The sequence below is a fragment of the Archangium violaceum Cb vi76 genome (genome assembly GCF_000733295.1).
Classification (GTDB): Bacteria; Myxococcota; Myxococcia; order Myxococcales; family Myxococcaceae; genus Archangium; species Archangium violaceum.
The window spans coordinates 18,091-37,338 of the sequence record NZ_JPMI01000161.1; the positions used below are offsets into that span (position 1 = coordinate 18,091).

Here is a 19,248-nt window from a genome sequence, read left to right on the forward strand (position 1 = left end):
GCGCTACTCCTCGACGGTGAGGGCGACGCGGACCTTCTCGCGGCGCTCGAACCGGTTGCCCGCCGCGTCCCGGGCCACGAGCACCAGCTCGTACTCCCCGGGCTCCGTGCCGGCGGGCACCCTCAGCTCGCGGGTGAAGCGCAGGCCGTCGCGCGTCTCCAGCAGGTGCTGCGTGTCACCGAAGAGCTCGCCGTAGACGCTCACCTCCTTCGTGGCCTCCACCGCGTCCACCTCCAGCCGCAGCGTCTGGCCGGGCGCGAGCAGCCGCGAGGACAGCGTCACCTCGAAGTCGTTGCCCTTGGAGTCCAGCCGGTAGCGCACCTCGCGCCGGCGCACCGTGCCGTCCGGCATCTCCACCGCCACCAGCACGTCGTAGTACCCGTCCTCCACCCAGAGCGGCACCAGGAAGCGGCCCCGCCAATAGCCCGACACCGTGTCGAAGGTGAGCGGCTTCACCAGGCCGAAGGGGAAGTAGGCCGTCACCCGGCGCGCGTTCCTCGGCGCCACCACGGAGAGGATGGGGTCTCCCGGCGGAATCTCCTCGCGGCTCAGCTCACCGGTGACGGCCGCGTACGAGGTGCCCTCGGGCAGCTCCACCGGCACCAGCTCGCGCACCGTGTCACCGCCGGGCTTCGTGCGCGCCACTTCCTCCACCGCGACGAAGGAGGTGTACCTGCTCATCAGCCCATACTGGAGCGCCGTGGCGGTGATGGCCTGGACGACCTCGGGCTTCTCTCCACGGTAGTTCTCCACCGTCAGCTCCTCAATCCGCTGGCGGGCCCAGAGGCTGCGCAGGGACGCGTGCTCCGGCGCGGACTCGGGAAGGGAGAGGGGCACCTCGAAGTGACGCTCCCGCCCACGCACGCGGCCGGTGATGCGCAGCAGACCCTGGCCCGTGCCGTGGTACTTGCCGATGAGGAACAGGGGCTGGCCGCTGAAGAGGTCCGGCAGGGTGCGCGGGTAGACGTCCGACACGGGCAGTCCCTCCGTGGCCACGCGCACCGACGTCAGCACCGGGCCGCGGATGCGCGACTCGAACTCACGGGACACCTCGTCCTCGGGCCGCTTCAGGTTGACGAAGGTGGAGGCGCCTCGCCCCACCTCGCCCATCTTCGCGACGAGGTAGCGGTTGACGTCGTTGCCCACGCCCACGCTGAAGACGCGCGTCTCCTCGCGCAGGTGCTGCTGGAGCGTGCCGAGCACCTGGTCGTCGTTGCCGATGAAGCCGTCCGTCATGAGCAGCACCATGCGCAGGCGGGCCGGGTCGTTGGCGGGCACCATGGCCTCCTGGGCCGCCACGCGCACGTCCGTGCCGCCACCGCCCCAGAAGTTGGCCACGTAGGGCAGGGCGCGCGCCACGTTCTCCGGCGAGGCCGGCACCGCGGCGGGGGCGAACTTCGTCACCTGTGTGTCGAAGTTGAGCACCTGGAAGGTGTCCTCGGGGTGGAGGTGACGCAGCACCTCGGCGGTAATGGCCTTGGACTTCTCGATGGGCGGGCCGGACTGCGAGCACGAGGTATCGAGCACCAGGTACAGCTCGCGCGGCACCACCTCCTCCTGCTTCGGCGCCAGCTGCGGGTTGAGGAGCACGAGGAAGTAGCCCTCGTCGGCGCCGGGCTCGCGGTGCACCAGCACGGCCGGGCGGATGAGCGCGTCGGCCACGCGGTACTCCAGGGTGAAGGTCTTGTTGGGGATGCGATCGTCCGGAGCCAGCTCCACGCGGGCGCGGCTGGAGCCCTCGCGCGTCGCCGTCACGCGGTGCGACGTGGAGCGCAGCTCGTGCACGGGCACGCCCGCGTCCAGACGCACGTGGAGGCGGATGTCACGGCCACTGCGCACCTCGGGAGGCAGCACCGGCGGGGTGATGCGGCTCGCGTCGGGAACGGTGGTGGTGTCCGGCGCGGTGCCCTCGCCCTGGCGGAAGGCCAGGGGCTCGCCGCCGATGTAACGCGGGCCCACCGTCATGGGGAAGTTGAAGCTGTACTTGCCGTCCTCGTAGACGAGCCGCTCCACGTAGTGGATGCGCACGCGGATTTCCTCTCCCGGGAGGATGTTGGCCACTGACTGGGTGAAGAGGTTGGGGCGCTCCTGGTCGAGCAGTGCGGCCGTCTTGCCCTCGGCTCGGGCCCGCTCGTAGGTGTCACGCGCCTGCTCGCGCGTCTGGATGACGCCGCGGATGACGCGCTGGCCGATGACCAGCTCCATGGCGTCCACCGCCGCCTTCTCCGGCAGCGGGAAGACGTAGAGGGCCTCGAGCGGCTCGGCGTAGGGGTTCTCGAAGACCTGGGTGACGGTGACGCTGGCGAGGAAGCCACTCACCTCGGCGTCGACCTCGGTGTGCTTGAGGCTGAAGTGCTGGGGCTGGGACTCGGGGCAGCCCTGGGCGGAGGCGTGGCGGCGGAGCTTCGCCACCAGTGTCCCCTGGGTGATGGCCCCGGAACTCAGGGGCGAGGCGGGAGCGGGGCAGGGCGTCTCGGTGTCCCGCTCCTGGGCGGAAGCGGGGACGGACAGTAGGCAGACGAAGAGCGCGACGAGTGCGGCTCGCATGGAATTCCTCGGACGGGATGGGTACGTGCCGGGGGATTGCAGTCCGCGGGCCAGCGTCTGGGATGCGCCAAGTGCCTGGAAACACTGAGGGCGGGGCTCCAGGGGCTGTGGCTGCCCGGCCACGCCCACTTGAGACCCCGCCCCGTTTCACTGGTCACCGGTGACGAGTGGAATGGACCCGCCCCGTTTCACTGGTCACCGGTGACGAGTGGAATGGACCCGCCCCGTTTCACTGGTCACCGGTGACGAGTGGAATGGACCCGCCCCGTTTCACTGGTCACCGGTGACGAGTGGAATGGGCTGGTGCCCGGACTACTCGGCGATGGCCTTGTCGAGGGCGCCCTTGAGCTCCTTGCTCTCCGGCGTGACCGAGCTGGGGAAGGCGGCGCGCACCTGGCCGTCCTTGCCCACCACGTACTTGTGGAAGTTCCACTTGGGCTCGCCGTGCTTGCGCGCGAGGAACTCGTAGATGGGGGACTGGCCCTCGCCCTTGGTCTTCACCTTCTCGAGCATGGGGAAGGTGACCTTGTAGCGGAGCTCGCAGAATTTGGCGATCTGCTCGGAGGTGCCGGGCTCCTGGCCGCCGAAGTCATTCGAGGGGATGCCGAGCACCACCACGCCCTTGGCCTTGTACTCGCCCCAGAGCTTCTCGAGGCCCGCGTACTGGGGGGTGTAGCCGCACTCGGAGGCGGTGTTCACCACGAGCACGACCTTGCCCTTGTACTCGGAGAGGTTGAGGGGCTGGCCGTTGAGCTGCTTGGACTGCAAGTCATGGAAGGACATCGCACGCTCCGCGGAGACGGCGGCGGTGCCCAGCAGGAGCACGGCCGCGGTGAGGGAAATCAGTCGGTTGGACATGCCCCCCAGGATGCCTGAAGCGGTAGTGCGTTGCTCGGCCCGCTAATCGAGGAAGCGGCGCTCCCATCGGCGCAGATCCTCGGGAGGGAAGTCGGACCCGAAGTCGCGATGCTCCTGGTAGAGCCAGGGCTCCAGGACGCGCGCCAGCTCCCGGTAGGCGGGGAGCGTCTGGCCCTGCTCGGTGTCCCCTGCTTCTGGCCAGGGGCCCAGCGTGATGACGGCGCGCTCCCCTTCCAGCTCCTGGATGGTGGTGCCCGGTGAGGACAGGCGCGAGCGGAGGCCCGCAGCGCCGCCCAGCTCACCCAGCACGGGCTGGCCCAGGAAGGTGAGCCAGGAGGGGCCGCGTACCCGCGTGCCGAGCTTCCACGAATGCCAGCTCGGATCCGGGATGTCCATGCCCGGGTATCGGAAGCACTGCTCTCGGACCTTCCTCCGCATGCCGATCAGGCTCAGCTGGCCCCTGAAGGCGAGGCCCACCTGCCCGAAGCAGAAGGGCAGAGGAGCGGCCAATTGCAGCGCCAGCTCACGCAGCCGGTCTGGACCGTGCTCCTCGAGGTACTCGGTGGGAAGCCAGAAGCCCACCATGCACGACGCATCCGGTTCGCCGTCCAATGAGGGGGCGGGGGTGCCGAGCGGTTTGCCAGAATAGTCGAAACCGTACTGGTCCTCGCGGTTGGAGTCATCGTCGCGCAGCGCGAGCATGGGCCATTCGTCCTCGAGCAGCTCACGCCGGATCTCCTTCCACCCGGAGTCATCGAGCAACTGCGTGTATCCATCGTCATCCACGTATGTGCCGAGCGCCCCTGGCCCTACCGCACTCAGGTAGGTTTCCAATGACTGAAGCACTCCCCTCATGATCACCGGGTGGGGGTGGCGGATGTAGAAACAGAGGCTCAGACTGTCTCGGAGGATGCTGTAGCCGGCCGGTCCATAGACACGGATACGTGGACGATGCTCGTTCATGGCATGACTCCCACCCAGGGGAGGATTTCCTTGGGTTCAACCCCCAGGGCTTCCTGGTACACCTCGTTTTGCCATCGGCCCGCATGAGGCCCTTTTTTATACTTGCACCAAGGGACTGAATCCTTGTTCTCACATGGAAACTTGAAGTCATAGACGCGCAGAGGCAAGAGCGGATTGCCCGCGTGGATGACGATGTCTGGCTTGATGGTGCCGCGCAGTTCGCTGTAGCAGCCCCCTTCCAGCAGCGCCTCCTCCTTTTCCGGGCTGATCAACTCGCGCTGCCGGGTGTCCGTGTTGTAGCGGTAGCGCGGCTCCCGGCTGAAGCCGCCTGGTCTCAGCGCGCCCAATTCCAGCTCCGCGCACGCGAGCGCCACCTTGTGCATCTCCTCGCCAAGGAACATGGCCCGCGTCCTCACCCTGCCTCCGAACTCCTTCGTCTCGCGGCACTCCGCCGGGGTGGGGCTCCTGCCCCCCATGTGCTGGCGGAGCACCTTCTCGCGGGCCATGTTGGCGCACTGGGTCAGCTTCTGTTCGAGTTCCTGCTGGTGCTTTTCATTCAGTACCACCGCGACCGCGGTGACGGATGCGCCGAACTCGGCCAGGCGCTGGGCTGCCTGCGGTATGACGGTCTCCTCTCCGGCTACGCGGGCGCACAGGGCCGGTTGGGTCCGGCAGGCGCTCGAGGCCGAGTCGAGGGACTGCGCGGAGGCCTGGCAGGTCAGGAGCAGCACGCTGGCGAGCGCGGCTCCGTACTTCCGCCGGAGCGTGGGCCCGTGCCGACGTGTGGAGGAGAGGTGATTCATGTGCCCTGTGATGACGTGGGTGGTGAGAGGCCGTGCGAGGGAAACCGTGCGCGCGAGTCTGGCGGAAGCGCGGGCCGGGTCAATGCACTCGGGTCCGTCTCCCCTCGGGCCCAGCCCTTTCAACGGACGCGGAGACACCTCGTGAGGGTGGGACCCGTCCGTCAAGGCGTGGAGGCGGGGGGGGGCCTGTCCTCCGAGCCGATTGCCTGGGTAGCATGCGAGCGTGCTCGTCCAGGCGTTCCTGCTCGTGTCCCTGCTCCATGCCGCTCCCCCCGAGCGGGTGGAGCTCGTCTTCGGGGGAGATGTCATTCCCCATGGTGAGGTGAAGGAGGCCGCGGCGGACCACGCCCGCTCCGACTCCGGGGATGCCGGCCCCGCCCGCTCCATCAACCACGAGGGCTGGGATCATGTCTTCGGGCCCCTCGCCGACGTGCTGCGCGCGGCGGACGTCGCCATGGTGAACCTGGAGACGCCCAGCACCGGCAATCCGCTCGCCCGCACCGCGCCCCTGCTCTTCGACGCGCCGCCCGCCATGCTGCACGCGCTGGCCGCCGCCGGGGTGGACGTCGTCTCCACCGCCAACAACCATGTCTTCGACCAGCGCCGCGCGGGGGCCGAGGCCACGTGGAAGCACCTGGCCGAGGCTGGCCTGAGGAGCGTCGGTACGGGCCCCTCGGAGGCCGCCGCGTGGGAGCCCCTCATCGTCGAGAAGCGTGGGATGCGCATCGGCTTCCTGTCCTTCACCCGGTGGCTCAACGGTGCCCGCAATCCCATGGAACCGGAGACCTCGCCCCATGTGGCCTACGTGCCCTACCGCGGCAAGGTGAATGGGAGCTGGCACTCCCCCGAGGCGGCCGTGGAGCTGGTGCGGGCCGCGGCCCGGCGCTGTGACGCGCTCATCGTCGCCGTCCACTGGGGCACCGAGTACTCGCACACGCCCCACCCGGAGGACCGCAAGCTGGCCCGCGCCCTGTTGGAGGCCGGCGCGCTCGCCATCATCGGCCACCATCCCCACGTGCTGCAGCCCATCGAGTCGTACCGCACCTCCTCCTCCGGGCGGGACACGCTCGTGGCCTTCTCGCTGGGCAATCTCATCGCCAACCAGGACCGGCACTACGTCCACCGCCGGGCGGGGGAGGCGGATGGCAGCAAGCGCGATTCCGTGCTGTTGCGCTTCTCGCTCACCCGTCCGCGGCCGGGCGCGCCCGTGTCGCTCGAGGGCGTGTCCGTGCTGCCGGTGTGGATCGAGAACAACCACTACGTCGCGCTCGGCCGCAACCGGGTGCCGCGCCACATCCAGCCCGTGTTGCTCGACGAGGAGCTGCGGGCCATCAACGAGCGGCTCCTGGCGCTCTCGGCCCGCGCCCTCACCCAGCCACGCGAGGTCCGCCAGGAGCGCACCGCGCTCGAGCGCCGGTTGGACATGGCCCGGTACCGGCGCGAGCTCATCCTGCGCATCACCCGGCCTCCCGGCTCCGACGTGGGCCCGGCGGAGCCCGGGAGGCGTCCCGCGGGTTAGCTACTCCTGGGGCTGTGGGCGAGCGCCCGGCGGGGAAAGGGTGTCCTCGTCCACCTGACCCTCGTCGTGGTCGAGCCCCTCGTCGTTCATGCCCGGCTGGAGGACGCCCTCGTCCTCGTCGCGCACGTCGTCCTGTCCGGTGCTGCCCGCGCCGCCGGTGCCGGGCTCATCCAGGACGTCCTCGTCCGTGCTTCCCGGGTCGATGCCGCCCGGGCCCACCTGGCCACCGGTGCCGGGCTCGTTCAGGACGTCGTCCTGCGTGGTGCCCTCGTCCTGCTGTTGCGTGTTCGTGTCACCCGCGCCACCGGTACCGGTCTGGTCCTGGGTGGTGGTGCCCTCGTCCTGCTGCTGCTGCTGTTGTTGGAGGAGATCCTGCGGGTGGGGCCCGGCCTCCGCGCGCGTGCATCCCGCGCCCAGGGCCACGGAACCGGCGAGCACTCCCGCCAGCATGAGTCGCGTCGTCGTCTTTCCGGCCATCGTTCCAGCTCCTTTCAGGAGATGGGCTGCTTGAAACCAGAACGTGGGCACGTGAGTGGGTGGCCCGCAGGAGGCGCTTGCCCTCCCGGGCGCTCCCCGTCCGCGCGGAGGAGAGGGGACGCCCCTGGTTGGGGGGGCTTGCACGACCCATGAAGCAAGTCCCTAGGCTTGGGTTGGCCTCTCGGGTAATGTCCTCCAACGTCTCTTTGGACGTCACGCACCATGGTCTCGAAACGCACCCCTCCGCCCCCGTCGCAGCAGCGCATGGATGACAAGCTGGCCCTCGCCCTGGGGGCCGCGGCGCGCGCCGCCCGGTTGCGAGCGGGGCTCACCCAGGCGGAGGCGGCCGAGAAGGTGGGTCTGGCCCCGGGTGTCTACGGCCGCATCGAGCGCGGGGGGATGATGCCCAGCGTCCCCACCCTCCGACGGCTGAGCATCGTCCTGAAGATTCCCTCCGACACGCTGTTGAGCCTGAGTCACTCGGAGGTGACGGCGTGGGTGGACTCGCTGCCCGCCAAGGAGGAGCGCTCCCCGGATTTGCGGCGGCTCTCGCGCTCGTTGCGCAATCTGTCCCCGGCCCAACTCAAGGTGCTCAACGTCATCGCCACCGCGCTCACGCGCTGAGCCCCAGGTCGGGACGGCTCGACCGACCTGATTGGAGAGGTTGGCCATGTTGGAGGCGCGGCGGTGGTGGTACGCCCTCAAGCCGGCGAGTTGGCCGAAGGTGCTCGTGCCCGCCCTGTTGGGTCAGGCCGTGGGTGCCGCCGCCGCGGGCCACCTGTCCCTGGGGGCACTCGTATTCGGCGTGCTGTGGATGGTGGCCGACGTCTCCTTCATCGTGTTGCTCAACGACTGGGGAGATCGCGAGGTGGACACCCTCAAGCGCCGCATGTTCCCCCAGGGCTGCTCGCCGAAGACGATTCCGGACGGCATCCTCCCCGCCAGGGCGGTGCTCGTCGCGGGCCTCGGGGCCGGTGCGGTGGCGCTGGTGCTGGCGTGGGGCGCCGGTGCCGTGCTGGGGCGGCCGTTGTTGCCGCCGCTCGCCGCGCTGGGCCTGCTCGTGTTCGTCGCCTATACGCTGCCCCCCCTGCGGCTCAACTACCGGGGCGGGGGCGAGCTGCTGGAGATGGTGGGCGTGGGCGGTGTGCTTCCCACGTTGCATGTGTATGCCCAGTGCGGCCAGTGGGCTCCCGCGGGGTGGGTGGCGCTGGCGCCGGGCCTGCTGGCACTGTCCCTGTCGAGCGCCCTGGCCAGCGGGCTGTCCGACGAGGAGAGCGATCGCGCCGGGGGCAAGCGCACCTTCACGACGGTGTGGGGCAACGCGGTGGCCCGCCGGGGCGCGGAGGTGTGGCTGGGAGTGGGGTTGCTCCTCTGGCTCGCGGCGTCCTGTCTGGCCGAGGACGCACCGCCCCTCGCCGTGGTGGTGCCGGCGGTGGGGCTCGCATTACCTTTCGGCGTGCGTCTGGTGAGGAGGAGCCCGTCCGCGGTGACGAATGCATTTGGTGCGCAATCGGCCTACAAGGCGGAGCTCCACCGAGCCATCTGGTGGGGAACGTTCGCGCTGTCGGTAGGGGTGCTCGCCGCGGGGCTGGGAGGGTGGAAGTGAAAGGACTTCCAGAAGACATCCTCGCCGGGCTGGAGCCCTTGTCACTCCTGGTGGGAGAGGCGGCCTCGCTCGACACGCGCCGGCCGCGCGCGCTGCTGCCGGTGGAGCTGGCGGCGCGGTTGATGGACGGTGAGGCCCGCGAGGACAAGGCACGGGCCTTCGCCCAGGGGCTGGGCAACGTGGTGCGGGCGCTCGCGGATGACTTCCCGGAGAACATCTTCTGGGACCTGGACTTCCTGGCCTGCCGCATGTGGAACGCCGGCGGGCCCGAGGAGGTGCTCGGCTTCGCGCGCCGGGTGGTGACGCTGTGCCGGGGTTTCGGCAACAAGTCCGAGCTGCGTTTCCGCTACGCCCATGACTTCCTGTACGGCTACGACTGGGCCCGCTGGGTGGTGCGCCAGCCGGAGAAGCGCGCGGCCATCGGCCCCTTCGACCTGGCGTTCTTCGACTACCTCGAGGGCCGGCTCCAGACGCTCGTGGAGCTCATCGCCGAGAACGACGACAAGTACGGCAAGCTCCAGGGCCAGGAGTTCCGCAACCCCTTCGGTTTCTGCCGGGAGCCTCGCGAGGAGGCGCACCTGCACCAGGTGCTGGCCCAGGCGGACTTCATCCCCGTGAAGGCCTGGCGCTTCGATGGGGACTGCCGCTGGGACCTTCCCTTCACCGACCTGCGCACCGAGGCCGCCCGGCGTCTGGGGCTGGCGCGCGAGGCCACCTCGTGAAGGCCGGAAGGGGCACGCTCCGGGCCTGGCTCCAGGCCTCGCGGTTGCCCTCGCAGTCGTACCTCGCGCTCCCCCTGCTGCTCGGGCAGTTCGTCGCGGTGCACTCGCGCGGCGGGGGGCTGGACGTGGGGACGCTGGTGGCCGTGCAGCTCTTCGGGGTGTTCGACCAACTCTTCATCGTCTACGCCAATGACTGGGCGGACCAGGAGACGGATCGCCGCAACCAGACGGCCACCCTCTTCTCCGGCGGCTCCCGCGTGCTCGTGGAGGGCAGGCTTTCGCCGCGTGCGCTCGGGCTCGCCGCCGTCGTGTGCGCGGGCGCGATGCTGGTGCTGTCGGTGGGGCTGGCGCTGCTCCGGGATTCGCCGCTGCTGGTGCCGCTGGCGGTGGCGGCGCTGGGGCTGCTGTGGGCCTACAGCTATCCGCCGTTCCGGCTCTCCTACCGGGGGGGTGGCGAGCTGCTGCAGATGGTGGGCGTCGCCGGGGTGCTGCCGCTCTATGGGTATGTCGCGCAGGGCGGGGAGCCGGGGCGCTTTCCGTGGGCGCTCGTCGCGCTGCTGCTGCCCACGCACCTCGCCTGCGCCATCGCCACCGCGCTCCCCGACGAGCCCTCGGACCGGGAGAGCGGCAAGCTCACGTTGCCGGCGCGCGTGGGCGGTGAGCGGGCCGCCTGGGCCATCGTGGCGCTCAATGGCCTCACCGTGGCACTGGCGCCGTGGGGACTCGGTGTCCTGGGTTTGAGCGCGGGCCTGGGGCTGCTGGTGCCGGTGGTGGCCACGCTCGTGGTGTCCCTGGTGCGTCCCGCGCCGCCCGGCTCCCTCCGCGTCCAGGTCCGCGTCGCCGCCGCCATCACCGCCACGTTGGCCACGGTCGCCATTCCCCTCGTGTCCCTGGCGAGTCCCTGAGCGCGCCATGACGTATGAGTTCCTGGTGATGGCGCTGCTGTTCCTGGTGCCGGGCGCCGTCTTCTGGCTCGTGCGCGCGGACCTGCGCTGGCTGATGCGGAGGGCGGTGCTGGCCTCGCTCCCGTTCGCGGCCACCGAGGGGTTGTTCTATCCGGAGTACTGGACGCCGCGCTTCCTTTTTGGCCTGGCGGACCGCATTGGCTTTGGCGTGGAGGACGTGCTCTTCGTCGCCGGGCTCGGGGCCTTCTCCTCGTGTGCCTACGCGGTGGCGTTCCGCCGGACGGTGGTGCCCCGGGGCGAGGGGACGAGGCCCTGGTGGCGGGCGGTGGGAGGCATTGCCGCGATGCTGGCCCTGACGGGGCTGTTGCTCGCGGTGGGCGTGCCCATCCTCTACGCGGCGGTGGCGGCGATGGGGGTGTGCACCGGGGTGGTGCTGGTGGGACGCCCGGAGCTGGTGCTCCCGAGCCTGCTGGGAGCGGTGGTGTCGTGCGTCATCTACCTGGGGTTGTGCCTGCTCTTCGCGCGGCTGGTGCCCGGTGTCTTCGAGCGCACGTGGCGGCCGAGCCTGTTGCTGCCCGGCCGTTTCCTCGGGGTGCCGTGGGATGAGCTGCTGTACGGAGCGGGCGCGGGCCTGGTGGCGACGGCCTTCCCGGCCTGGGCCTTCCGGTTCGCGTTCGCGCCGCTCCCCTGGGGTGAGCCTACGTCCAGAAACCCTCGTGCACCGCGCGGGCCTCCGGCAGCTCCACCGGGCCCACCACCTCGGTAGGCTCGGAGCCGCGGGCGAAGACGTCGCGGCAGGACATGCGCAGGGAGGGCTCGTCCGGGCGGGTGAACTGGCCCAGCTGCTCGGAGGAGAGCGCGAAGACGACCCGCCGCACTCCGCCCCAGAAGATGGCGCCCGCGCACATGGCACAGGGCTCGGTGCTGGCGTAGAGGGTGCTGCCGGCGAGCTGCTCGGGGGCGTAGTGCTGGGTGGCCTCGCGCATGAGGTTGGACTCCGCGTGGCCGGTGCAGTCCCGCTCCGTCACCACGGTGTTCTCTCCCTCCAGGAGGACACGCCCGTTCCGGTCCACCAGCACCGCGCCGAAGGGGTGGTTCCCCCGCTCGCGGGCCCGGCGGGCCAGGTCGATGGACTGTTTCAGGTGCCGCGATTCCTCCGGTTGCATCCGTGTCCTCCTGCTTCGGGAATGGCGCTCAGGGTAGCGTGTCCAGGCTGGCCAGGAGCCGGTCCACCTCGGCGAGTGTGTTGTAGTGCAGCAGCGAGACGCGCACCGCGCCCTCGGGCATGAGGCCCAGCGCCTGCATGGCCAGGGTGGCGTAGTAGTGGCCCGCGGCGACGCCCACTCCGTTCCGGGCGAGGTGCTCGGCCACTGCGCGCGGTGGGACGCCCTGCACGTTGAAGCAGAAGGTGGCCACGCGGCCCTTGGGCTCGGGGATGCCGTACAGGCGCACGCGCTTGTGGGCGCGCAGCCGCTCCAGCGTGGACTCGAGCAGCGGACGCTCCAGGGCCTCGATGCGGCGGAAGGCCTGCTCCAGTCCGGCCCGCCCGGGCTGCCCGCCGCCGAGCACCTCGCGCACGTAGCGCAGTGTCCCCAGCCAGCCCGCGAGGCCCTCGTGGTTGGCGGTGCCGGGCTCGAACTTCTGCGGGCTGTCCTCGGGGACGAACCACAGCTTGTCCGCGGGCAGCCGGGGCAGCAGCTCCTGGCGCACGTACAGGCAGCCCATGTGCGGGCCGAAGACCTTGTAGGGCGAGAAGACGGCGAAGTCCGCGCCCCAGCCCCGCACGTCCGGGAGCTGGTGCGGGCTGGAGTGCACCGCGTCGACGATGAGCCAGGCGCCCACGGAATGGGCGAGCGTGGCGGCGGTGGTCACGTCGGGCGCGGTGCCCACCGAGTTGGCGGCGGCCGTCACCGCGACGAGCCGGGTGCGCGCGGTGAGCAGGGCGCGGAGGTCGGACAGCTCCAGCCGCCCCTCGGGCCAGCGGGCGCGCCACGGCTTCACCACGGCGCCCTGGGTCTCCAGCCAGCGCCACGGGCTGGCGTTGGACTCGTGCTCGAGCTCCGAGATGATGATTTCATCCCCGGGCTGGAGCAGGCGGGAGAAGGCGCGCGAGAGCTGGAAGGTGAGCGCGGTGGCGCTGGTGCCGAGCATGACCTCCTCGGGCCGGCAGCCGAGGAACTCGGCGGTGGCGGCGCGGGCCTGGGCCTTCACCTCGGTGGCGCGCACGGAGGCCGGGTAGGGCTGGCCCACGTTGCAGCTCCCCTGGATGAGGAACTGGGAGATGGCGTCGATGGTGTGCGAGGGCACCTGGGCCCCGGCGGCGTTGTCGAGGTAGCTGAAACCCGACCGCAAGGCGGGGAAGTGCTCGGCGAAGGGGGAAGTCATGGGGCGCGCAGCATAGCCGCCCGCGATTCCGGCTGCTCGCGAGCGGCCGGGTTGCGCATGCTCCCTCTCCCAGAGGGAGAGGGGATATCCACGGGCACTCGGAGCATGCTCAACGCGGGCGCTCAGTGAATCGCCGCGCCGGACTCGTCGAGGTTCACCTTCTCGTTCTCGCCGGGGCGGTACGGCTCGCCGGTGAGCACGCCCTTCACGAAGCCCACCAGTTGCACCATGCGCTTGTTGGGCGTGTCCCAGAACTCGGCCTTGTTCACCGTGACACACAGCAGCGCGAGCTCGGGGTCATCCACGCCCTGCGGGAACCAGGCCTTCAGCGTGGGGTTCCACAACTCGCGCGCCTTCTCCTTGTCGCGCACCAGCCGGGCCACGCCGCTCACCGACACGTACCGGTCCCTCGCCGTGTCCGCGTAGGACAGGCTCACGTGGCTGTCCCGCTCCACCTCGTCCACCTTGGGCGAGTGCTCCCGCGTGAAGAACCACAGCTGCCCGTCGAAGTCCCGGTCGTGCGTCCACATGGGCCGGCTGCGCAGCGTCCCGTCCTCCTCCACCGTCGTCATCATCGCGACCTTGATGCCGTGGATGAGCTCGCCCAGGTGCACGACAGGATCCTTCTTGTCCGTCTTCTTCGTGGCCATTCCTGCCTCCCGTGTGCTGACGGTAAGCAGGGCCGGCGGGCGTGACAGGCACACCGGTTCCGCCCTCCCGTCCCCACACCAGGGGAGCCCGGGGGACGGGTTGTCTCCACCGCGCACCCTGCGTACGCAGCGCGTGTTGCTCCCCAGGCAACACCCCCGCGTGTTGTCTGCCAGACAACAACCCTGAAGACAGCCACGGCCGTGCACGGGGGTTTATCGGACTGCGAGAGTACCGGGCTTCACGCGAGAGAGTGTTTCCCAGTGCATGGGATTCGTAGCTTGTTGAATGCCTGTTTCTTCTCGTGTGGTCGCGCTTCTCCCTCTCTCTGTGTCGCTGTGCAGCCGGGTGGGCAGCATGTAGGCTGCCATTCTGTTCTTCGCGGCCGTGGCCGCAATTCCGGACAGGGGGGCTGTATGGCTGGCATCCAGGGGATGGAAGGCCTGTCCACAGCGCAGGTGCAGGATGAGCTGCGACGCGGTGGACGATTCGTCGTGTTCGAGTACTGCGTCTCCTTCTTCGTCACGACGATGAGGCGCTCTTCGGACGTCTACTTCGTCAGGGCCGGGCAGGGGACATTCGGCCTGAGTCTCGGCTACACGCTGCTGTCGCTGCTCCTCGGGTGGTGGGGCATTCCCTGGGGCTTCATCTACACGCCGGCATGCCTCTCCACCAACCTGCATGGGGGCAGGGACGTGACGGAGCTGGTGGTGGCCTCGCTGACGGCGCCCCGGTACGACCCGAGCCTCGGGTACTAGCGGACGGCGCTCACTGCACGGCCTCCCACGAGAAGTGGGACATGAACATGGAGCGCCGGCCGAGGTGGTACGTGAGCGCGAAGTCCGCGTAGTCGTACGCGCCCGCCCTCGGCAGTTGGAAGCTCCGGCCCGCGGAGAGCTGCGCGCACGAGGCCACCAGGGCCATGTGCGTGAAGGCCTGCGGGAAGTTGCCCATGGCCTCGCCCGTGCCCGGCACCGCCTCCTCGGCGTAGAGGCCCACGTCGTTGGCCAGGCTCAGCAGGTAGCGCAGCAGCTCCTCCGCCTCCCGCGTCCGGCCCGAGTGCACCAGCACGTCATGCAGCCAGAAGGAGCACAGCAGGAAGGTGCCCTCGCCGCCGCTCAGTCCGTCCGCCGCGTGGTAGCGGTAGAGCAGCCCGCCCTTCTCCAGCCGCTGGCGCACCACGTCCACCGTGCGGCCCACCAGCGGGTGGGCCGACGGGAGGAAGCCCAACGCCGGCAACTGCAGCACCGAGGCATCCGGCACGTCGGAGCCCACCGACTGGGGGAACCACCCGTGGCGCGCGCCCTCCTTCAGCAGGTACTCGCGCACCGCCGCGCGCTCGCGCACCCAGCGCCCCACCGGGGCCGGAAGCTTCCGGGCGCGGGCGATGCGGATGGCCCGGTCCAGCCCCACCCAGCACAGCAGCTTGGAGTGGATGAAGTGCCGGGGCTCGTCGCGCACCTCCCAGAGGCCCTGGTCCGGCTGACGCCAGCGCTCGCACACGTTGTCCACCAGTCCGCGCAGGAACTCCCAGTTCCTCGGCGACATGCGCCGGCCCATCTTCGAGAAGAGCCACTCTCCCTCCAGTATCTCCCCGAAGACGTCGAGCTGGAGCTGCTTCACCGCCCCGTTGCCGGCGCGCACCGGCCGCGAGCCCCGGTGGCCCTCCAGGTGCGTCAGCTCCACCTCGGGCAGCAGCCGGTGGCCGCGGATGCTGTACATGATTTGAACGTCCTCGGCCCGGCCCGCGCTGGTGCGCGCCAGCCAGCGCTGGAAGGCGAGCGTCTCCTCCTGGTAGCCCAGCAGCATCAGCGAGATGAGCGTGAGCGTGGTGTCGCGCAGCCAGGTGTAGCGGTAGTCCCAGTTGCGCACGCCGCCCGGCTCCTCGGGCAGGGACGTGGTGGGGGCGGCGACGATGGCGCCCGAGGGCGCGTACGTGAGCGCCTTGAGCACCAGCGCCGAGCGCCGCACCACGTGGGAGTACTCGCCCTCGTAGGCGCAGTGGGAAATCCACTCGCGCCAGAAGGCCACCGTCCGCTCCAGCCGGCGCCGCATCGCCGTGAGGTCCGGCATCTCCGCCGGGCCACGCTCGACGAGCGAGGGCGTCCAGGCCGCCTCCACCCAGGCCTCGTCTCCGGCCCGCATGGACCAGTGCGCGCGCAGGGCATTGTCGTGCGCCACCAGCGGACGCGTGGCCGTCACCCAGAGCGCGTCGGCGCCGCCCACCAGCTCCGCCGTCTGGGGCGAGGTGAGGCGGATGCGTGGCACGAAGGCGCCGTACTCGAAGCGTGGGGCCACCACCACGCGCGCCCGCACCGTGCCGCCCACGCAGCGCAGCCGCCGCAGCAGCGCGTGCCGCGTCCCCGTGCGGGGGCTGTGGGACATGCCGGTGCGCACGGGCATGCAGTCCGTCACCTCCAGCACGCCACCCGGCGTGGTGAAGGTGGTGACGAGCACGTTGGTGTCGTCGAGGTAGCGGCGGGTGGACTGGGAGGGGCCCTCGGGGCTCACCCGGAAGGAGCCGCCCCGGCCCACGTCCAGGATGCGGCAGAAGGCCGCGGGCGAGTCGAACCGGGGGAAGCAGGCCCAGTCGATGGAGCCATCCCGGCCCACCAGGGCGGCGGAGTGGCAGTCTCCCAACAACGCGTAGTCGTCGATCCGCTGCCGCATTCCGTCTCCCGGGAGCCGCTCCAGGATGAGCGGCCTCCCTCGTCATTGAGTACGGAGGGGAGCCGTTGCAACCGGGACCGGAGCGCGGCCGGTCCCGGTGTGCTCAGGCTCCAGGCGGGGAAGCGAGCACTCCTCTCCCTCTCCCTCTGGGAGAGGGCCGGGGTGAGGGTCGTCAGTAGGTGGAGCCCGTGCTCTCGGCGAGCTGCTCCCGGAGCAGCACCGAGCCGTCGAGCACATCCACGTAGATGAGCTCCCGCACGAGCACTCCGTTGCCGTCGGTCCACGTCACGGGCACCGCGTAGGCGGCGCGCAGGGGGCGGACCGCGTGGGGACGGACGTAGGTGATGCCGAGCACCACGTCCTCATCCGTGGTGCCTCCGGAGACGGCGGCCGCCGCGGCGCGCGCCTGGTCCGGGCTCAGCCCCTGCTGGGCGACTGGCGATTCGACGGCGGCAATCCCGCTCATCTCGGTGGAGGACGACTCCTCTTGGGGACCACAAGCGACAACGGCGAGCGACAGACCAGCGGCGGCCACGGCGCGGAACAGCGTCGGCGAGTTCATGAGGTTGCTCCCATTCTGGGAAGGGGGTGGAGCCTCCAGGCGGGCTCAACACGCGAGGCCTGGAGGAGGGGAGGCCTGGACGAGCACCTCCGCGAGTCAGTGCCTTCGTGAAAGGCGGCGGCAGGGTGCCCCGAATTCCACGAGAATTCCAGTTTTACGCGTAGTGCAATTCTGGGGCAATTTTCGACTTGGGCGGTGACTGATATGACGCTGTCAGTCATTGGCCTGGGCGAGCAGCCGGCGCGTGGCCTCGTGGCGCGGCGCGTCCAGCACCTGCGCGGGCGGGCCCTGCTCGACGAGGTGGCCGTGGTCCAGCACGAGGACGGACTCCGTCCAGCGTGGCCGAGGCCGCGCCGGGAAGGCGTTTGCGCACGTACGTCGAAGTCGCCGCGCGCCAGCCGCTCCAACAGCGAGTCCCAGGGGCCGAGCACCGGCCGCGCGCGCACGCCCAGCCTCGCGGCGAGCGCCTCCGCCAGGTCCACCTCGAAGCCGATGAGGCGGTTGGGGTCCATGGGATCTGGAAGACGCAGGGGGCGCCCCCTTGCGCGTCCGCGCCCCACGGCAGCTCGCCGCGGGCCCGCACCGCCTCGAGTCCCCGGGGCTCGGGTGCCTCCTGCGCGAGGGTGGGAAGACAGACGGGACGCGGCCGGGGAGCAGGGCTCTGGTCACGAGGGGGCGCGGTGTACCCCCTGGTGCCCGGCCGTCGGGGTCATGGCCGTCCCGGGGGGCGCACCTTCCACACCAGCGGGGTGAGCGAGCCGATCAGGACGAACAGCCCCTGCGTGCCGTGGGCGAGCAGCGCGATGGACATGGCCCGGGCCGGGGTGGTGCCGAAGGCTCCTGCCGAGAGCGCGAAGGCGCCCTCCCTCACGCCGAGCTGACCGGGCACCAGGGCGCCCACCGCGAGGGACACCAGGTGGAGCCCCTGGGCGATGAGCGCCTCCACCGCCGTGGTGTCGATGCCCACCGCCATGGCCAGGAGGCCGTACTGCACCACCTGCAGCGTCCGGCCGAGGAGGGCGGCCAGGAGTGCCCGGGCCGGTGGCGGTGTGCGGCCCTTCACCCCCGCGTGCATGCCCAGGCCCATGAGCAGCAGCACCAGCGCGTGCACGCCCAGCACGAGCGTCAGCCACGAGGCCCCCGTGCGCAGGTACGCCGCGAAGGCACCGAGAAGGCAGAGGAGGCCACCGGACACCAGCGAGGCCGCCTGCGAGGTGGCCGCCGCCGCCAGGGCCGTGGCGCCTCCCGTGTACTGGCCGAGCAGTGCCGCCTTCGCCGCCTCGCCCGAGGCCCGTCCCGTGGGCGCCACACTGGACACCGCCGTGCCGATGAGCTGCGCCCGGAGCATGCAGCGCCAGGGCACCTCCCGCGCCCGGCTGCCGTACGCCACCCGGGTGGCCAGCGCGTCCAGCAACAGGCGCGCCACCTCGAGCAGCAGCACCAGGGGCAGCCACGGCGCCGCACGTGACAGCTCCCGCCCCAGCTCCTCGGCGCCCGCGCGCTGCACGAGCATCGCCAGGAGGGCCACGCCCAACACCGCGCACACCGGGTGCAGCACCGCCAGCGCCCGCGCTCCCAGGGGCATGGTCAGAGCACCCAGGCTCCATTCCTGTCGCTCGCCTGCCCCCATACGCCCCTCCCCCTCCAGCCCGTCAGCGGCGGATGTCCGTAAAGGTGCGCAGTGCTCCGCATCTTGGCGACCGCCTTTGGGACGCGCTCCGCGGACGGAGGCTCGCGTTGGGGGGTGGACGGGGCACCTGGACGGGAGTCGGAGGTGGAGGAGGGGCCCCACGTGGGGAGGGAACGTGATAGGGGGCAGCGCCCTGCCCGCGGGACGTGCCCCGGCAGTCGGAGTGCGGGCCGCACCTGGCCCGAGGAGATGGACGGCGATGCTGCGTACGGCGATGAACGAGTGGACCATGAAGGCCATCCAGTTGGAGACGGCGCTGATGGCGCTGGACGAGGTGGGCCTGCCCGCGAGCATGAAGGGGCTGCAGGAGAAGGCCGAGGAGGCCATGCTGGCGCTGGTGCGCGGCTGGCTGGCGCAGAAGCCCAAGCCGGACGAGCGCAAGTGGAAGGTGACGCCGGCGCAGGAGGGCGCCACGCCCAAGGACGAGGAGCTCGCCGAGGTGGTGTCCCAGATGAAGGAGGACGGCGTGGAGTGGAGCGTCTACCTGGCCACCAGCGACAAGGGGGACACGGTGGAGACGCTCGTGGCGGAGGACAGGGCGTGGATGGCGGCCGGTGGCGAGTACTACGTGGGCCAGTGGGACGAGGACGCGCAGCAGCTCGAGCACGGCCGGGATGATGAGGAGGGGGACCTGGGCACCGGCCTCATCTTCACGCTCAAGGGCGAGCTCGTGTTCGAGCCGCAGATCGAGGCCTGAGCACGGCTACGGGCCGAGGTGCTCCACCATGCGGGCCCGGGTCTTCTCGTCGGGCAGGCGCCCGGAGCCCGCGCGCAGGTTGTCCTCGAGGTGGCGGGGGTTGCTGGTGGCGGGCCGGAAGGGTGCGCGTCAGCATGGGGGAAAGGTAGCAGGTGACAGTTGTGCGGGGGGCCGGTGTTCCAGTCGCCGATGGCTG

19 protein-coding genes and 1 pseudogene are annotated in these 19,248 nt (G+C 70.7%); 8 read left to right on the forward strand and 12 right to left on the reverse strand.

Going from position 1 to position 19,248, the window contains the following annotated elements; genetic code table 11:
* Positions 1-3: 3 nt before the first annotated feature.
* The 4 genes from Q664_RS23470 to Q664_RS23485 all read right to left on the reverse strand — a co-directional run bounded on the left by Q664_RS23470 (position 4) and on the right by Q664_RS23485 (position 5,171).
* Entirely contained in the window at positions 4-2,547 is a 2,544-nt protein-coding gene (locus Q664_RS23470; RefSeq protein WP_052518557.1) for a VIT domain-containing protein, read from the reverse strand.
* Positions 2,548-2,859: 312 nt separating this feature from the next.
* On the reverse strand, positions 2,860-3,405 hold the full coding sequence (locus Q664_RS23475; RefSeq protein ID WP_235216840.1) for a glutathione peroxidase: 546 nt from the start codon (positions 3,403-3,405) through the stop codon (positions 2,860-2,862).
* 42 nt (positions 3,406-3,447) lie between these two features.
* The gene (locus tag Q664_RS23480; protein ID WP_084610287.1) at positions 3,448-4,368 is read right to left on the reverse strand and encodes a DUF3396 domain-containing protein; all 921 of its coding nucleotides are present in this window, start codon (positions 4,366-4,368) and stop codon (positions 3,448-3,450) included.
* Positions 4,365-5,171 carry a hypothetical protein gene (locus tag Q664_RS23485; RefSeq protein ID WP_063934742.1) on the reverse strand — a complete coding sequence of 269 codons (807 nt, stop codon included), beginning with the start codon at positions 5,169-5,171 and terminating at the stop codon, positions 4,365-4,367. Before Q664_RS23485 ends, Q664_RS23480 begins: the two co-directional genes overlap by 4 nt.
* A gap of 223 nt (positions 5,172-5,394) precedes the next feature.
* Between Q664_RS23485 and Q664_RS23490 the strand changes: the two genes are divergently transcribed.
* Entirely contained in the window at positions 5,395-6,690 is a 1,296-nt protein-coding gene (locus Q664_RS23490; RefSeq protein ID WP_043399804.1) for a CapA family protein, read from the forward strand.
* On the opposite strand, the gene Q664_RS23495 is transcribed toward Q664_RS23490, so the two are convergent.
* A complete protein-coding gene (locus Q664_RS23495; protein WP_043399807.1) occupies positions 6,691-7,167 on the reverse strand; it encodes a hypothetical protein in 477 nt (158 codons plus the stop codon). It lies immediately after the preceding gene.
* A 264-nt stretch (positions 7,168-7,431) separates the two neighbouring features.
* On the opposite strand from Q664_RS23495, the gene Q664_RS23500 reads away from it, so the two are divergent.
* The 5 genes from Q664_RS23500 to Q664_RS23520 are packed head-to-tail and all read left to right on the forward strand — an operon-like array spanning position 7,432 to position 11,166.
* On the forward strand, positions 7,432-7,791 hold the full coding sequence (locus Q664_RS23500) for a helix-turn-helix transcriptional regulator (RefSeq protein ID WP_043399810.1): 360 nt from the start codon (positions 7,432-7,434) through the stop codon (positions 7,789-7,791).
* Positions 7,792-7,837: 46 nt separating this feature from the next.
* A complete protein-coding gene (locus tag Q664_RS23505; protein WP_043399814.1) occupies positions 7,838-8,773 on the forward strand; it encodes a prenyltransferase in 936 nt (311 codons plus the stop codon).
* Positions 8,770-9,495, forward strand: a complete 726-nt coding sequence (locus Q664_RS57965; RefSeq protein WP_052518559.1) for a hypothetical protein — start codon at positions 8,770-8,772, stop codon at positions 9,493-9,495. The genes Q664_RS23505 and Q664_RS57965 overlap by 4 nt, the downstream gene beginning before the upstream one ends.
* Positions 9,492-10,400: a prenyltransferase gene (locus Q664_RS23515; RefSeq protein WP_043399817.1), complete on the forward strand. Its 909-nt coding sequence runs from the start codon at positions 9,492-9,494 to the stop codon at positions 10,398-10,400. Before Q664_RS57965 ends, Q664_RS23515 begins: the two co-directional genes overlap by 4 nt.
* A gap of 7 nt (positions 10,401-10,407) precedes the next feature.
* Positions 10,408-11,166 carry a lycopene cyclase domain-containing protein gene (locus Q664_RS23520; RefSeq protein ID WP_235216841.1) on the forward strand — a complete coding sequence of 253 codons (759 nt, stop codon included), beginning with the start codon at positions 10,408-10,410 and terminating at the stop codon, positions 11,164-11,166.
* Here Q664_RS23520 and Q664_RS23525 read toward each other — a convergent pair.
* The 3 genes from Q664_RS23525 to Q664_RS23535 form a co-directional block, all read right to left on the reverse strand.
* Positions 11,099-11,566 (reverse strand): nucleoside deaminase, encoded by a 468-nt coding sequence (locus Q664_RS23525; RefSeq protein ID WP_043399820.1) that lies wholly within the window; start codon positions 11,564-11,566, stop codon positions 11,099-11,101. The two genes, Q664_RS23520 and Q664_RS23525, sit on opposite strands and share 68 nt — an antisense overlap.
* A 28-nt stretch (positions 11,567-11,594) precedes the next feature.
* Positions 11,595-12,785 (reverse strand): cysteine desulfurase-like protein, encoded by a 1,191-nt coding sequence (locus Q664_RS23530; RefSeq protein ID WP_043399823.1) that lies wholly within the window; start codon positions 12,783-12,785, stop codon positions 11,595-11,597.
* Positions 12,786-12,907: 122 nt separating this feature from the next.
* Positions 12,908-13,435 carry a pyridoxamine 5'-phosphate oxidase family protein gene (locus tag Q664_RS23535; RefSeq protein WP_043399826.1) on the reverse strand — a complete coding sequence of 176 codons (528 nt, stop codon included), beginning with the start codon at positions 13,433-13,435 and terminating at the stop codon, positions 12,908-12,910.
* A 414-nt stretch (positions 13,436-13,849) separates the two neighbouring features.
* Between Q664_RS23535 and Q664_RS23540 the strand changes: the two genes are divergently transcribed.
* Entirely contained in the window at positions 13,850-14,191 is a 342-nt protein-coding gene (locus Q664_RS23540; RefSeq protein WP_043399828.1) for a hypothetical protein, read from the forward strand.
* Between the two features lie 10 nt (positions 14,192-14,201).
* Here the strand turns inward: Q664_RS23540 and Q664_RS23545 are convergent, their stop codons facing one another.
* The 4 genes and pseudogenes from Q664_RS23545 to Q664_RS23555 all read right to left on the reverse strand — a co-directional run bounded on the left by Q664_RS23545 (position 14,202) and on the right by Q664_RS23555 (position 18,250).
* Positions 14,202-16,103: a glycoside hydrolase family 15 protein gene (locus Q664_RS23545; protein ID WP_052518560.1), complete on the reverse strand. Its 1,902-nt coding sequence runs from the start codon at positions 16,101-16,103 to the stop codon at positions 14,202-14,204.
* A 172-nt stretch (positions 16,104-16,275) separates the two neighbouring features.
* The gene (locus tag Q664_RS23550) at positions 16,276-16,665 is read right to left on the reverse strand and encodes a hypothetical protein (protein ID WP_043399831.1); all 390 of its coding nucleotides are present in this window, start codon (positions 16,663-16,665) and stop codon (positions 16,276-16,278) included.
* 377 nt (positions 16,666-17,042) lie between these two features.
* Positions 17,043-17,177, reverse strand: a pseudogene (locus Q664_RS63120) (transporter substrate-binding domain-containing protein); the annotation flags it as partial.
* A gap of 197 nt (positions 17,178-17,374) precedes the next feature.
* Entirely contained in the window at positions 17,375-18,250 is an 876-nt protein-coding gene (locus Q664_RS23555; RefSeq protein WP_043399834.1) for a lysylphosphatidylglycerol synthase domain-containing protein, read from the reverse strand.
* Positions 18,251-18,554: 304 nt separating this feature from the next.
* Here Q664_RS23555 and Q664_RS23560 point away from each other — a divergent pair, with 304 nt between their 5' ends.
* Positions 18,555-19,052, forward strand: a complete 498-nt coding sequence (locus Q664_RS23560; RefSeq protein WP_043399837.1) for a hypothetical protein — start codon at positions 18,555-18,557, stop codon at positions 19,050-19,052.
* Positions 19,053-19,248 lie beyond the last annotated feature (196 nt).

Coding starts and splice junctions, on each gene's coding strand:
- Q664_RS23470 (WP_052518557.1), bottom strand. CDS start 2,547: ATGCGAGCCGCACTCGTCGCGCTCTTCGTCTGCCTACTGTCCGTCCCC.
- Q664_RS23475 (WP_235216840.1), bottom strand. CDS start 3,405: ATGTCCAACCGACTGATTTCCCTCACCGCGGCCGTGCTCCTGCTGGGC.
- Q664_RS23480 (WP_084610287.1), bottom strand. CDS start 4,368: ATGAACGAGCATCGTCCACGTATCCGTGTCTATGGACCGGCCGGCTAC.
- Q664_RS23485 (WP_063934742.1), bottom strand. CDS start 5,171: ATGAATCACCTCTCCTCCACACGTCGGCACGGGCCCACGCTCCGGCGG.
- Q664_RS23495 (WP_043399807.1), bottom strand. CDS start 7,167: ATGGCCGGAAAGACGACGACGCGACTCATGCTGGCGGGAGTGCTCGCC.
- Q664_RS23500 (WP_043399810.1), top strand. CDS start 7,432: ATGGATGACAAGCTGGCCCTCGCCCTGGGGGCCGCGGCGCGCGCCGCC.
- Q664_RS23505 (WP_043399814.1), top strand. CDS start 7,838: ATGTTGGAGGCGCGGCGGTGGTGGTACGCCCTCAAGCCGGCGAGTTGG.
- Q664_RS23520 (WP_235216841.1), top strand. CDS start 10,408: ATGACGTATGAGTTCCTGGTGATGGCGCTGCTGTTCCTGGTGCCGGGC.
- Q664_RS23525 (WP_043399820.1), bottom strand. CDS start 11,566: ATGCAACCGGAGGAATCGCGGCACCTGAAACAGTCCATCGACCTGGCC.
- Q664_RS23530 (WP_043399823.1), bottom strand. CDS start 12,785: ATGACTTCCCCCTTCGCCGAGCACTTCCCCGCCTTGCGGTCGGGTTTC.
- Q664_RS23535 (WP_043399826.1), bottom strand. CDS start 13,435: ATGGCCACGAAGAAGACGGACAAGAAGGATCCTGTCGTGCACCTGGGC.
- Q664_RS23540 (WP_043399828.1), top strand. CDS start 13,850: ATGGCTGGCATCCAGGGGATGGAAGGCCTGTCCACAGCGCAGGTGCAG.
- Q664_RS23545 (WP_052518560.1), bottom strand. CDS start 16,103: ATGCGGCAGCGGATCGACGACTACGCGTTGTTGGGAGACTGCCACTCC.
- Q664_RS23550 (WP_043399831.1), bottom strand. CDS start 16,665: ATGAACTCGCCGACGCTGTTCCGCGCCGTGGCCGCCGCTGGTCTGTCG.
- Q664_RS23555 (WP_043399834.1), bottom strand. CDS start 18,250: ATGCCCCTGGGAGCGCGGGCGCTGGCGGTGCTGCACCCGGTGTGCGCG.
- Q664_RS23560 (WP_043399837.1), top strand. CDS start 18,555: ATGCTGCGTACGGCGATGAACGAGTGGACCATGAAGGCCATCCAGTTG.